12 protein-coding genes, 1 tRNA gene and 2 pseudogenes are annotated in these 11,980 nt (G+C 72.2%); 7 read left to right on the top strand and 8 right to left on the bottom strand.

Annotated features, from left to right (window positions below):
* Window positions 1-8 precede the first annotated feature (8 nt).
* Window positions 9-581, top strand: coding sequence for a GNAT family N-acetyltransferase (locus tag ACFVXN_RS10680; RefSeq protein ID WP_389231525.1), 573 nt, complete (start codon window positions 9-11; stop codon window positions 579-581).
* Window positions 582-602: 21 nt separating this feature from the next.
* On the opposite strand, the gene ACFVXN_RS10675 is transcribed toward ACFVXN_RS10680, so the two are convergent.
* The 4 genes and pseudogenes from ACFVXN_RS10675 to ACFVXN_RS10660 all read right to left on the bottom strand — a co-directional run bounded on the left by ACFVXN_RS10675 (window position 603) and on the right by ACFVXN_RS10660 (window position 3,213).
* Window positions 603-1,241 carry an IS3 family transposase gene (locus tag ACFVXN_RS10675; RefSeq protein ID WP_389232595.1) on the bottom strand — a complete coding sequence of 213 codons (639 nt, stop codon included), beginning with the start codon at window positions 1,239-1,241 and terminating at the stop codon, window positions 603-605.
* A gap of 84 nt (window positions 1,242-1,325) precedes the next feature.
* Entirely contained in the window at window positions 1,326-1,637 is a 312-nt protein-coding gene (locus tag ACFVXN_RS10670) for a transposase (RefSeq protein WP_389231522.1), read from the bottom strand.
* 80 nt (window positions 1,638-1,717) lie between these two features.
* Window positions 1,718-2,188, bottom strand: a pseudogene (locus ACFVXN_RS10665) (MFS transporter); the annotation flags it as partial.
* 26 nt (window positions 2,189-2,214) lie between these two features.
* Entirely contained in the window at window positions 2,215-3,213 is a 999-nt protein-coding gene (locus ACFVXN_RS10660) for an NAD-dependent epimerase/dehydratase family protein (RefSeq protein ID WP_389231519.1), read from the bottom strand.
* 215 nt (window positions 3,214-3,428) lie between these two features.
* On the opposite strand from ACFVXN_RS10660, the gene ACFVXN_RS10655 reads away from it, so the two are divergent.
* Together ACFVXN_RS10655 and ACFVXN_RS10650 are read left to right on the top strand one after the other, a co-directional pair.
* A complete protein-coding gene (locus ACFVXN_RS10655; RefSeq protein ID WP_389231516.1) occupies window positions 3,429-3,656 on the top strand; it encodes a hypothetical protein in 228 nt (75 codons plus the stop codon).
* Window positions 3,657-3,705: 49 nt separating this feature from the next.
* Window positions 3,706-5,103, top strand: coding sequence for a tyrosine-type recombinase/integrase (locus ACFVXN_RS10650; RefSeq protein ID WP_389231514.1), 1,398 nt, complete (start codon window positions 3,706-3,708; stop codon window positions 5,101-5,103).
* A gap of 14 nt (window positions 5,104-5,117) precedes the next feature.
* Here ACFVXN_RS10650 and ACFVXN_RS10645 read toward each other — a convergent pair.
* Window positions 5,118-5,190: transfer RNA gene (locus ACFVXN_RS10645), tRNA-Lys, on the bottom strand.
* A gap of 150 nt (window positions 5,191-5,340) precedes the next feature.
* On the opposite strand from ACFVXN_RS10645, the gene ACFVXN_RS10640 reads away from it, so the two are divergent.
* A complete protein-coding gene (locus ACFVXN_RS10640) occupies window positions 5,341-6,258 on the top strand; it encodes a hypothetical protein (protein WP_389231511.1) in 918 nt (305 codons plus the stop codon).
* Window positions 6,259-6,374: 116 nt separating this feature from the next.
* On the opposite strand, the gene ACFVXN_RS10635 is transcribed toward ACFVXN_RS10640, so the two are convergent.
* Together ACFVXN_RS10635 and ACFVXN_RS10630 are read right to left on the bottom strand one after the other, a co-directional pair.
* On the bottom strand, window positions 6,375-6,938 hold the full coding sequence (locus tag ACFVXN_RS10635) for a hypothetical protein (protein WP_389231509.1): 564 nt from the start codon (window positions 6,936-6,938) through the stop codon (window positions 6,375-6,377).
* A gap of 38 nt (window positions 6,939-6,976) precedes the next feature.
* Window positions 6,977-8,506, bottom strand: coding sequence for a von Willebrand factor type A domain-containing protein (locus ACFVXN_RS10630; RefSeq protein ID WP_389231506.1), 1,530 nt, complete (start codon window positions 8,504-8,506; stop codon window positions 6,977-6,979).
* A 228-nt stretch (window positions 8,507-8,734) separates the two neighbouring features.
* Between ACFVXN_RS10630 and ACFVXN_RS10625 the strand changes: the two are divergent.
* Both ACFVXN_RS10625 and ACFVXN_RS10620 read left to right on the top strand, forming a co-directional pair.
* A pseudogene (locus ACFVXN_RS10625) lies at window positions 8,735-9,304 on the top strand (SDR family NAD(P)-dependent oxidoreductase); the annotation flags it as partial.
* 363 nt (window positions 9,305-9,667) lie between these two features.
* Entirely contained in the window at window positions 9,668-10,654 is a 987-nt protein-coding gene (locus tag ACFVXN_RS10620) for an aldo/keto reductase (RefSeq protein ID WP_389232592.1), read from the top strand.
* Between the two features lie 23 nt (window positions 10,655-10,677).
* Here ACFVXN_RS10620 and ACFVXN_RS10615 read toward each other — a convergent pair whose 3' ends face one another.
* Window positions 10,678-11,520 carry a helix-turn-helix domain-containing protein gene (locus ACFVXN_RS10615; protein ID WP_389231503.1) on the bottom strand — a complete coding sequence of 281 codons (843 nt, stop codon included), beginning with the start codon at window positions 11,518-11,520 and terminating at the stop codon, window positions 10,678-10,680.
* Window positions 11,521-11,585: 65 nt separating this feature from the next.
* Here ACFVXN_RS10615 and ACFVXN_RS10610 point away from each other — a divergent pair, with 65 nt between their 5' ends.
* Complete coding sequence (locus tag ACFVXN_RS10610) at window positions 11,586-11,975, top strand: hypothetical protein (RefSeq protein WP_389231500.1); 390 nt, start codon at window positions 11,586-11,588, stop codon at window positions 11,973-11,975.
* Window positions 11,976-11,980 lie beyond the last annotated feature (5 nt).

Raw genomic sequence — 11,980 nt, 5'->3', positions numbered from 1 at the left:
CTGCCGGGGTGAGCGCACCGCACCCGGAGATCGCCTGGCCGCTGACCACCGACCGGCTCGTCCTGCGCCCGGCGACGCCCGAGGACGCCCCCGCCGTGTTCCGCTACCGCCGGCTGCCCGAGGTCGGGCGGTGGCTGACCTCGCTCCCCGTGGACGAGGCGGAGTTCACCGCGCGCCTGCTCCAGCCCGACCACCTCGGGCCGACGGTGATCGTGGAGGAGGACGGCCGCGTCGTGGGCGACCTGCTGCTCCGCGTCGAGGACGGGTGGGGACAGCAGGAGGTCGCCGCGGCGGCCGCGCGCACGCAGGCCGAGATCGGCTGGGCGTTCGACCCGGCGGTCCAGGGCCGCGGCCTGGCGACGGAGGCCGTGCGCCGGCTGGTCGATGCGTGCTTCGCCGACCTCGGGCTGCGGCGCCTGACGGCGGTGTGCTTCGCGGACAACGAGCCGTCCTGGCGGCTGATGGAGCGCGTCGGGATGCGACGCGAGGGGACGTTCCGCGCGGACTCGCTGCACCGGGACGGGCGGTGGCTCGACTCGTACGCGTACGGGCTGCTGCGGGAGGAGGCGCGTGTACTGTAATCGTAGTTACAGTAACCACGTTTACAGGAGCGAGAAGAAGCTCTCCATGGCGGCGTTGTCGCCGGCGGAGGCGACCTGACCCATCGACCCGGCGAGGTCGTAGTGAGCCAGGACGCGGGCCACCTTCCGGCTTCGGAACTGGCTGCCTCGATCGCTGTGAACCACGCAGCCGGCAACATCACGACGCCGCTGCACCGCGCTGACCAGGGCGTCCACCGCGATCCGGGAGGTCATCCGGTCACTGATCGAGTATCCGACGATCCGGTTGGAGAACACGTCCTTGATCGCGCAGAGGTAGACCTTGCCCTCGGCTGTCGGGTGCTCGGTGATGTCCCAGAGCCACAACCTGTTCGGCGCATCGGCGGTGAACACCCGCCGTACGAGGTCGTCGTGAGCGGGCGGTCCGGCCTTCTTGCCGCCGCGGGCGGACTTCTTGCCGAACACCGACCACCACCCGTTCTCCGAGCAGACCCGCCACACCGTGCGGTCGCACGCGACCAGACCGGCGCGGGCGGCTTCGTCCGCCAGGAGCCGGTGCCCGAACTCCGGGTCGTCTCGGTGGGCGTCGAACAACGCGTTCGCGAGGTGCGCCCGGGCGACCTCGCGCGCGCCGACGGGCGCGGCGAGCCACCGGTAGTAGGGCTGTCTGGCGAGCTTCAGGACCCGTTCCCCCGCGCGCTGCGCTCCAAGCGGGAGGTGCCCCCAGCGTCACCGCGACGGGCACCCCGTCGGCGGCGAGCTCACTCACGAGCGGGTAGAGCCTTTTCCCGGCAGGTGGGCCTGGGACAGGTACGCGGCCGCGCGGCGCAGGACCTCGTTCTCTTGCTCAAGCAGGCGGATACGCCGGTTCGCCTCGCGCAGCTCGGCGGACTCGGTCCGGGTCACACCGGGACGGTTGCCGTCCGCGACGTCGGCATCAGGCAGCCAGTTGCGCAGACACGACTCGGCAATGCCGAAGTCGGCAGCGATCTGCTTGATCGGAGCGTCCCCGCGGCGAGCCACGGCCACGACGTCGTCGCGGAACTCTTTCGGATAGGGCCTGGGCACGGTGCACATCCTTCCAGCGGCGCCTCCCGGCACCACAGGTGGGTGTCACCTACTCGTGCAGCAGACCCGACGATGCCGAGACCCCCGCCCGCGGCCACCAGGATGCCAGCCAGCACAGGCCCCGCGAGGTCAGAGCCGCTGCGGGCCGCACCGAGCAGTCCGTCCGCACGCGCGAGCTGATCCTTGCGCACGAGCGTGGTTACGGCTGAGGAGAAAGCCGGGTATTGCAGCGCTTCCACGGACCCGGCAACCGCCGCGGCGGCATAGAGCAACCCGAGCGTCAGGTTGCCGGAGAAGTACACGAGCGCCGCGGCGAGGATTACCGCACCGCTCCCGATCTCGGCGATGAGCAAGCTCGCACGGTCGCCGATCCGGTCGACCACATGACCGGCGCTCGGGCTGAGCACCATGCGGGGAAGGAAGGACGCGAGCGCCACCAGGGTCACTTCGGTCGCACGACCGCCAGCTTGGTAGGCGTAGAAGACAAACGCGAAGCGCGTCATTCCGCCACCAACCAGGCTCACGAGCTGTCCGCTCCACAGCACCAGGAACGGCCCCATCCCGCGGTACTGCTCGAGGACCTGCCTCACGCCGTACCCCCGTACCGCGCGGCCAGTTCAGCGTCCCGCTCACGACTCAGGCCGAAGCGAAGTTCGTCGGCGTCGCGTGCGCGCGCCCACTTCAGTGTGTCCCGCACGGTGTCCGTCAGCGGGCGCGTAGTCAGTCCCGCGCTTACCGCGCGCGAGGCGTCGACCTGGAAAAAGCCGCGCATGTCGAGATCGGCGGGCGGGAGCCACATCGGGAGGTCCAGCCACGGGCGAACCTCCTCCGCGGCCATCTGCTCCTCGGTCAGCTGCACGGGTCGCAGCTCCACGCCGGTGACGTCCGCGACGACCTGGGCGAGGCGAGCGAACGGCACGCTGTCGGCAGCCGCGTTGTAGATCCCGTCGTCGCGGGTCGCGCCCAGCTGGACCATCCAGGCGGCCAAGTCACGGGCGTCGATGTACTGGACCGCGGAGTCCAAGTCGGGCGGGACGACGTGCTGCCCGGCCTCGCTGAGCCGCAACACCCAGTACGTCAGACGGTCCGACGGGTCGTGAGGCCCGACGACGACCGTCGGCCGGATGATCGTCCGACTCGCGAACAGATCGGTGACGCGTTCCTCGCACAGCGCCTTGAGCGGACCATAGGACTCCCCGTCGACCTCGGCCGGCATGGGACCGTCGAGCTGGCCGAGGGGTGCCTCCTCCGTCGTGCCGGGACCACGAAAGTCGGCGTAGGCGGACACGCTCGACACGAAGATGTAGTGCCCGCACGCGTCCGCCAGGTGGGCCGCAGTGCGGTCGACCTGGTCGGGATGGAAGGCCGACAGGTCGAACACCACGTCCCACGCGTGGCCCTCGAGCGCGGAGACATCACCGTCGCGGTCGCCTCGCAGTCGGACGAGCGAGTCGAACAGGTCCGGCTGCGTGACACCCCTGTTGAACAGTGTCACGTCCCAACCCGCCGCCACGAGCGCCTCGACGAGGTGAACCCCCAGGAACTCAGTCCCGCCCAACACCAAAGCCCTCTGTCCATGTGACATGGCTCACGACCGTAACAGGCTCATCCGGCACGGTGGGTGAAATTCGGGACCGCATCTGGCGGTGTGCCACCACATCGTGCGCCACCGCCCTTGGCAACATTTGGCACGCTGGCGTGCTAAATGACGGCCGGTTTAGCACGACGGGGTGCTGAGGTCGGCATGTCGGGGGCGAGGCAACCCTTTTGTCCGTATAGGCCACGACGCATCATGCACGTATGACTTCATCACGCCTCACCCCACATAATCTTGACTACGCGGTCGAAGGTCCCTTCCTCACCGAGCAGCAGCTCGCTGATCGGTGGCAGGTCCGCGCAGGCAGCCTCGCCAACGCACGCTCCGACGGCAGGTCCCTCGTGCCGCACATCAAGTTGATGAGCCGGGTGCGCTACCCGCTCCGAGCGATCCAGCAGTACGAGGCCACGCTGATCGAGCAGGCCGCATGACGTGGGGCGCTGCCGGTACGGTCCCGTCGACCGAGACGGAGGACTGACGATGGCGGCAACGCTCTTCGCTGGTGCACCCCCCAAGCAGCCCCGCGCCTATCGACAAGTCCGAGACCCCGAAACGGGGCGGTGGCGCACCGCGGCCCGCAACGACAAGCGCACCAAGATCGACCGCTGGCGCGCTCAGGCGTCCGTCCGTCTGTGGACAGGTGAAGTCGTCAAACGCGACGCCACCGCGAAGACCAAGGACGCGGCTGAGCGTCGACTGGTCGGTGTCCTCCAGGCACTCTTGGACGAGTCGAACCCTGCTCGGCAGCGGACGGACTTCTCAGTCGAGCAAGTCGTGCGCCTGTGGCTTGAGGCCCCGGAACGACATGACGTCGCAGCGTCGTCGCTCAGCGTCTACGAGTCATCCGCTCGCCGATGGCTCGTGCCTGCTGCGCTTCCGAGGGTCGCCAAACTGAAGATCCGGCAGGTTGAACCCCGAGACGTGAGTGGGTGGCTGCTGACCGTGGCGGCGACAGCCGGCATCCCGACCGCTCGTACGGCGCGATCGGTGCTCTCAACTGTCTTCCGCTACGCGATCGCGCAGGCACACGCCTCGTCCAACCCGGTACGCGACGCGACGACGCCATCGCAACGCGTCGTGGAAGCGGAGCGTGCGCGCCTCCGGGTTCGGCAACCTACGAAGCGTCCAGGGCCGGGCGCAAACCTCGACCACTCGCGTGCGTTCAGCAAGGCTGAGGTCGAGCGCCTCCTCGAGGCCGCGTGCTCGACTCCGGAGCGGCGAGGCGACGACCTCGTCGATCTCCTGGCATTCCTGGACGGCACCGCCGTGAGACTCGGAGCGGCGCTCGCGACTCTGTGGGACGACCTCGATCTCGAGGGTGACGGTTGGGCCGCGGGGACGGACCTCGACCCTCGGCGTGCTTGGTTCCAGACGGGCGTCCACACGATCACTCGGGTTGCGGGGGTTGGTCTCGTGCGTTCTGAGTACGGTTCGACAAAGCGGAGCCTCCGCCGGCTCGCCCTGCCTCAGGACCTCACTGAGCGCCTGCGTGAGCGTCGGGTGAGGTCCCCGCTGACTGCATACGTGTTCCCGAACCCCCTGGACACGACCCAACCGCGGGAGATGTCCTTCGTGACCAAGCGCGTCCGGCGACTCTGCGACTCCTGTGTCGGGGATGACGGGGAGCCGATGACGTGGGCGTCGTCGCACACGTTCCGGCGCACCCTTGTCACGGACGCCCACGACGCTGGCGCCCCGGATCGCCACATCGCGGGCCAGACTGGGCACGGACGGATCAAGGTCCTTCAGGATCACTACATCGCTCGCGTTCCGGCATCCACCGTGGTCGCTGACCTGCGTGACCGCACGCCGCGGTTCGCTTCCGTCGCGGACCAAGAGAGTGACTCTGAGAGTGACCCTGCGGCCCCCCGAGGGTAGAACCGCAGGTCAAGTGGGCCCCGTGGGGATCGAACCCACAACCCGCGGATTAAAAGTCCGCTGCTCTGCCAGTTGAGCTAGAGGCCCCGACGCGCGCGGGCGAGACCCCGCGTGCGACGGCACCGACGGTACCGCCTGGCCCTGTCCCCTGGGCCCCACTGCCCGGCCGGGCGGCCGTCGCACCCGATCCGTAGGCTCGGGAACGTCCCGCTGACCAGCACCGGAGGAGGAGCGCCCGTGACGCCCGAGCAGGACCAGCTGTTCCAGGAGTGGCTCAGGGACATGCACCCGCGGCTGGCGCGGTTCGAGGACTTCCTGACGCCGCGCGAGTGGCCGGGTGGGTTCACGCGGGAGTCGCTCGCCGGGCTCGAGCAGCTGATGCTGGACCGCTGGCCGAGCGCGGACGCGTTCGCGCAGGAGCAGGACACCGACTTCATGGACGGCGCCACGCGGTACATCGGCGAGTGCTACCTGCGGCTCGGTGGCGGCGGGTGGTCCGTCGACCACGACCCGCGGCACGTCTTCTCGGGGCGGCCGGTGGTCCGGCTCGACACGCTGGACCGCACGCCGATCTCCCCGCTGCACCTGATGACGTCCCTGCTGGCCCGCCGCACGGGTCAGGTGCTCACGAAGGTCTGGGACGGCCAGGCGGCGAACGTCGAGGAGCGGCGTGCGGCGGAGTCCGAGGGCTGGCAGCCGCAGCGGGAGCCGGTGCCGGGCATCCGCACGGGGCGGCGTCCTGGGTCGCCGGAGCTCGACGCGTGGACGGGGAGCGTCGCCCGCCGGGTCGCGTGGCTGCGGTCGCGCCCCGGCGGCGCGGTCCTCGACGGGAGCGTGGCGTCGCTGCCGGGCCTCGAGCAGCTCGTGCGGGCCGACGCGGCCGCGGGGAGGATCGGCCCGTCGGGCGACGCCGAGCTCCTGGCGGCGTTCGAGGCGTACCTCGGGGAGGTGGCGCTCGGCGCCGCGGGCGGCGAGTGGGTGCTGGTGCCGGGCTCGTCCGGCGGGGCCAACCCCTTCGTGGGGCGGCCGTTCGTCGAGCGGCTCGTCGAGGGCGGGACGCCGCGGACGATGCTGGTCGGGCCGCTGCTCGACCGCGTCGCGGCGACCGACGTCGTCGGGTTGCTGGCCCGCCAGGTGGGCGGGTACGCGGAGTAGCAGTCCGGAGCCCTCGCGGCCGGGCGGCCGCCGTGCGGAAGGCTGGACGACATGCGCGCACCTGCGGCGGACCTGCAGATGCTCGCCGGGATCTCTCACGCCCTCGGCGGCGCCGCCTAGAACAGGCGCAGCACCCACGCGATCACCAGCAGCGCCACCGTCAGCCCGGCGACGACGACACCGGCGACGGCCGCCCCCGTCGCGGAGCGCTGCGTCCGTCCGGCCCGCTCGACCCAGCCCTGCTCCGCGACCACCGCGCGGATGTGCTCGTGCGCCTCGGCCGTGTCGAACCGATGCGACTCCCGTCGCTCCCACCGCCCGGACGGCGAACGCCCGAAGGTCGTGCTGAACGACACCTCCTGGATCCGGCCGCGGCGGCGGGCGACCCGCACCGTGCTCGCGTCGACCGCCGGGACCCTGGACCCGGAGCGCCGGCTCACCTCGACGTGCTCGTCCGTGATCTCCACGAGCTGCGTGTCCTCGTGCAGCACGACGTGGTGCTGCACGACCGTCCGGCGCTCGCGGCCGTGCTGCTGGGCATACCACTGCTCGTCCGCGAGGTCCCTGCGCACCACGAGACCGTCGGTCGTGCGCTCGACCACGTACGCCGTCCCCTCGAGGCGGTCGGCGAGCGCCTGGAACAGCTCGTCGGCGGGCGTGGCGGGGGAGTCGTCGGTCACGGCCGCATCGTGTCACGCGTCGTCGATCCGGCCGCCGCTCACCCCGTGATCTCCTCGTACTCCCCGACCAGCCCCACGAACTCGTCCCGCAGCCCGTACGGGTCGTCCCCGAGCGCGTCCTGCGCGCGGTCGCGGGCGCGGCGGGTGTCGGCGCCGTCGGCGTGCTCGGAGCCGGACGCCACGAGGCCGAACTCGACGACGGCGGACGCGAACCGGAAGTCCGCCGACGGCGAGCGGGTGTACGCCTTGGCGCCGGCGGGGACGACGACCTCGGTGCTCTCGGTCGCGCCCGGGTCCTTGTAGCGGACGTGCACGGTCAGGAAGTCGTCCGAGCCCGACGTGGTGCGGCGGGAGTAGTCGAGGTCGTCGCGGGGTCGCTTGCCGTCGGCGGGCACGAGCTCGTAGAACGCGGTGACGGAGTGCCCGGCGCCGACGTCCCCGGCGTCCTTCGTGTCGTCGTCGAAGTCCTCGTCCTCGAGGCGCCGGTTGTCGTAGCCGATCAGGCGGTACTCCGCGACGGTGACGGGGTTGAGCTCGACCTGCACCTTGAGGTCCTGGGCGACGACGAACATCGTGGAGTCGAACTCGTCGACGAGGACCTTGCGCGCCTCGTCGAGGGTGTCGATGTACGCGTAGTTGCCGTTCCCGTGGTCGGCGATCGCCTCCATGGTGCTGTCCTTGAGGTTGTCCATGCCGAACCCGAGGACCGAGATGTGCACCCCGGTGCGGGCGTGCTCCTCGATGAGCTCGGTGAGCTCGTCGGGGCCGGACGGGCCGACGTTGAAGTCGCCGTCGGTCGCCAGGACGACCCGGTTGTTGCCGCCCTCGATGAAGTTCTCGGTCGCGAGCTCGTACGCGGTCTCCAGCCCCGCCGCCCCGCCGGTGGACCCGCCGGCGCTGAGGTCCCGGAGGATCCTGACGAGCTCCTCGCGCCGGTCGCCGGGCACGGAGTCCGCGAGCACCTGGTCGCTGCCGGCGTAGGTGACGATCGAGACGGTGTCGTCCTCGTCGAGCTCCTCGACGAGCAGCGCGAACGACTCGGCGAGCAGCGGCAGCTTGTCGGGTGCGTCCATCGAGCCGGAGACGTCCAGCAGGAACACGACGTTGTTGCCGCGGCTGGTCGGGACGGCGTCGGTCGCCTGGACACCGATCATCGCGAGCTGGTGCTCGGGCGCCCAGGGGGCGTCCGCGACCTGCGTGGTCACGGTGAACGGGTCGGCGGCGTCGGGCGCGGGGGCGGGGTAGTCGTAGTCGAAGTAGTTGACGAGCTCCTCGATCCGGATGCCCTCGGGGGCGGAGCCCTGCGCGAGCTGGCGGCGCATGGTGCTGTACGACGCGGTGTCGACGTCGGAGGCGAACGTCGACAGCGGGCTGGTCGCCACGTCCTGGAACGCCTGCTCCGCGGAGTCGTCGAACTCCACCCGAGGGTCGGTGGGGGCCTGGCGCCACTGCTCGGTGGAGGCGGCCTCGTCCTGCGCCGTCCCCTGCCCGTACGAGGCGTCGGTGGACCCGCCGGCGGTGCACGCGCCCAGCACCCCGAGCAGGGCCACCGAGGCTGCGGCGACCACACGCTCCCGTCGACGCCACGAGGTTCCGGTACGGGCTTGTGCTGCCGGCCGACCACGCATGTGAGCCTCCATCGTCTGAGGACTCGATGCTCCCGGGTCGGTGACCAGCGCGAACAGCACAGGAGGGTCACGCGACCGTACCGGTCCGGTCACGGGCCGGAGGTGGAGGGGTTCCCTGTCGGAACACCTTTCAGCGGGGACTCCCGTGCGGCGAGGTCCGGGCGTTGCATGGGGGCATCGCCGCGCTGCGCGACGAGGACGACACCCGGAGGGCACGACGACATGACGCAGGACGGCAGGGACACGCAGGTCTGGTTCATCACCGGCGCGAGCCGCGGGATGGGCGTGGACATCGCCAGGGCCGCGCTCGCCGCGGGCCACCGGGTGGTGGCGACGGGGCGCGACCCGCAGAAGGTGGCCGCCGCGATCGGCGCCGCGCCCGCGCTGCTGACGGTCGCGCTGGACGTGACGGACCCGGACGCGGTGCGCGCCGCCGTGCGGGAGGCCGAGGCGACCTTCGGCCGGATCGACGTGCTGGTGAACAACGCCGCGAACTTCGAGGCCGGGTTCTTCGAGGAGATCACCGACGCCGACTTCCGCGCCCAGCTGGAGACGACGCTGTTCGGTCCGGTGGACGTCACCCGGGCGGTGCTGCCGGTGATGCGCGCCCAGCGGTCGGGCCTGGTCGTGACGATCTCCTCGACGGCCGGCATCGCGGGGCAGGAGTTCTGCTCGGCGTACGCCGCGTCGAAGTTCGCCGTCGAGGGCTGGATGGAGTCGCTGGCCCCCGAGGTCGAGCCGTTCGGCATCCGCACGATGCTGGTGGAGCCGGGGTTCTTCCGCACCGGGCTGCTGACCCCGAGTCCACCCGGTACGCGGCGTCGTCCATCGACGACTACGCCGACCGCACCGCGCAGACCGTCGCCGGCTGGCAGTCCATGGACGGGCAGCAGGGCGGCGACCCGGCCCGGCTCGCCTCCGCCCTGGTGCAGCTCACCGCGCTCGAGCACCCGCCGGTCCGGTTCGCCGCCGGTGCCGACGCCGTCGGGGTGCTCGAGACCAAGGCCCGGCAGCTGCTCGACCAGGCCGACGCCCACCGCGACCTGTCGTCGTCGCTCGCGCACGACGACGCCTGACCACCACGGCGAGGACGGGACGACCATGAAGAAGGCACATCTCGGCACGCTCGAGGTCGGACGCGTCGGTCTGGGCGCGATGACCATGGCCGGCACCTACACGGCGGAGGGCGGGCTGGACGACGCCGAGTCGATCCGCACCATCCACCGCGCCCTCGACCTCGGCGTCGACCACATCGACACCGCCGAGGTCTACGGCCCCTTCCACAGCGAGGAGCTGGTCGGCCGTGCGGTGCGGGGCCGCCGGGACCGGGTCCGGATCGCGACCAAGTTCGGCCTGCTCACGCACGCGGCCGACGGCACGTGGGGCGCGGCGACGGACGGGTCTCCCGCGAACGTCCGCAGGGCCGTGGAGGGGTCGCTCAGGCGCCTCGGCACGGACTACATCGACCTGTACTACCAGCACCGCGTGGACCGGGGCACCCCGGTCGAGGACACGGTCGGCGCCCTCGCGGAGCTGGTCGCCGAGGGCAAGATCCGCCACTACGGCCTGTCCGAGGCCGGCGCCGCGACCATCCGGCGCGCGCACGCGGTGCACCCCGTGACCGCCGTCCAGACCGAGTACTCGCTCTGGACCCGCGACGTCGAGGCCGAGATCCTGCCGACCCTGCGCGAGCTGGGCATCGGGTTCGTGCCGTACTCGCCGCTCGGCCACGGCCTGCTCACCGGGCAGATCCGCAGCGCCGCGGACTTCCCCGAGGACGACTGGCGGCGGACCAACCCGCGTTTCACCGGGGACAACCTCGTCCGCAACCTCGCGATCGTCGACGAGGTCCGGGCCGTCGGCGCTGCGATCGGGGCCACGCCTGCGCAGACCGCCCTGGCGTGGATCCTCACCCGGGGCGAGGACGTGGCCCCGATCCCCGGCACCCGGCGGACCGGCCGCGTCGAGGAGAACACCGCCGCCGACGGGATCGAGCTGACCCCGGGCCAGATCGCGCGGCTCGACGCCCTGACCCCGGCGTCCGGCGCCCGCCACGACGACGCGAACATGGCCTCCGTCGAGCAGTGAGCAGCCCCGCCGGGTCGTGGGCGTCAGCCGGCGGTGGGCGCGCCGAGCAGGCGCAGCCCCTCGTCGGCGGCGGTCCCGGGCTCGGCGCTGAACACGACGAGCGTGAGCCCGGGGTCGGCGGGCAACTCCAGGACCTCGAAGTCCAGGACCATCTCGCCCGCGACCGGGTGGTGGACGTGCTTGGTGCCCGTCAGGTGCAGGCGGACGTCGTGGGCGTGCCACCGGGCCCGGAACTCCGCGCTGCGCTCGACCAGGTCGCGGGTCAGGTCCCGGAGCGCCTCGTCGTCGGGCGCGCGCCCGGCCTCGGTGCGCAGCGTGGCGACCGCATCGTCGGCGGCGCGCTCCCAGTCGACCCAGAACGCGCGCGCCGCCGGGTCCAGGAACGTGAAGCGCGCGTGGTTGGGCGGGCGGTCGGCCGTCGCGAGGACCGGGGCGAACAGCGCGGCGCCGAGCGCGTTGCTGGCCACCAGGTCCAGCCGGGTGCTGTTCACGACGGCCGGGACCTCGGTCATCAGGTCCAGCACCCGCCGCACGTTCGGCCGGACCTGCCGCGCGGGGACGCGGCGGGGGCGCAGCGACGGCGGGTCGGTGGCGCGGGCCAGGTGGCGGAGGTGGGCCCGCTCCGCCTCGTCCAGCTGGAGGGCGCGGGCGACCGCGTCGAGGATGTTGTCCGACACCCCGCTGAGGTTCCCGCGCTCGAGGCGGGAGTAGTACTCGACGCTCACTCCGGCGAGTGCCGCGACCTCGCCGCGCCGGAGCCCTGGCACGCGGCGGTTCGCGCCGTACGCGGCCAGCCCCGACTGCTCGGGGGTGACGCGCGCGCGGCGCGACATGAGGAACTCGCGGACGTCCGCGCTGTTGGTCACCGCCCGACCGTACGTCGTGTCGCGGGTTCCCGGCCGCACGGGCGCGGAGTCGTACAGTCGGCGCCGTGCCCACCGCCCGACCCGCCGCCGCGCGCCCCGCCCACGACCGCCCCGGCCTGACGGCCTGCGCCCTGTGCGCGGGCGAGACGCTGGGCACCGCGGACCCGTTGCCGGGCGGTCAGCTGGCGCGGCTGCGGGCGCTGGCGGACGCGGGCGTGGCGCGTCTGACGACGGTGGACTGCCTGGACGAGTGCGAGCGCGGGGACGTGGTCGTGGCGCGGCCGAGCGCGCGCCGGCGCGGTGACGGCGCGGCACCGGTGTGGTTCGAGCGGCTCGCGGGCCCGGAGGTGACGGCGGAGCTCGACGGCTGGCTGCGCGCGGGTGGCCCGGGTGCGGCGGCGGTGCCCGGTGCCCTGGCGGAACGGGTCGTGGAGCGGACGACGCCCGAGGAGTAGCCGGG

It is taken from the genome of Cellulomonas sp. NPDC058312, from assembly GCF_042880135.1.
Classification (GTDB): Bacteria; Actinomycetota; Actinomycetes; order Actinomycetales; family Cellulomonadaceae; genus Cellulomonas.
The sequence above is the reverse complement of the archived record's forward strand: the minus strand, read 5'-3'. Positions and strand labels throughout refer to the sequence as shown.

Excerpts from the sequence above, each read along its gene's own strand:
- ACFVXN_RS10670 (WP_389231522.1), bottom strand. The coding sequence starts at position 1,637 with ATGTGCACCGTGCCCAGGCCCTATCCGAAAGAGTTCCGCGACGACGTC.
- ACFVXN_RS10660 (WP_389231519.1), bottom strand. The coding sequence starts at position 3,213 with ATGTCACATGGACAGAGGGCTTTGGTGTTGGGCGGGACTGAGTTCCTG.
- ACFVXN_RS10655 (WP_389231516.1), top strand. The coding sequence starts at position 3,429 with ATGACTTCATCACGCCTCACCCCACATAATCTTGACTACGCGGTCGAA.
- ACFVXN_RS10650 (WP_389231514.1), top strand. The coding sequence starts at position 3,706 with ATGGCGGCAACGCTCTTCGCTGGTGCACCCCCCAAGCAGCCCCGCGCC.
- ACFVXN_RS10620 (WP_389232592.1), top strand. The coding sequence starts at position 9,668 with ATGAAGAAGGCACATCTCGGCACGCTCGAGGTCGGACGCGTCGGTCTG.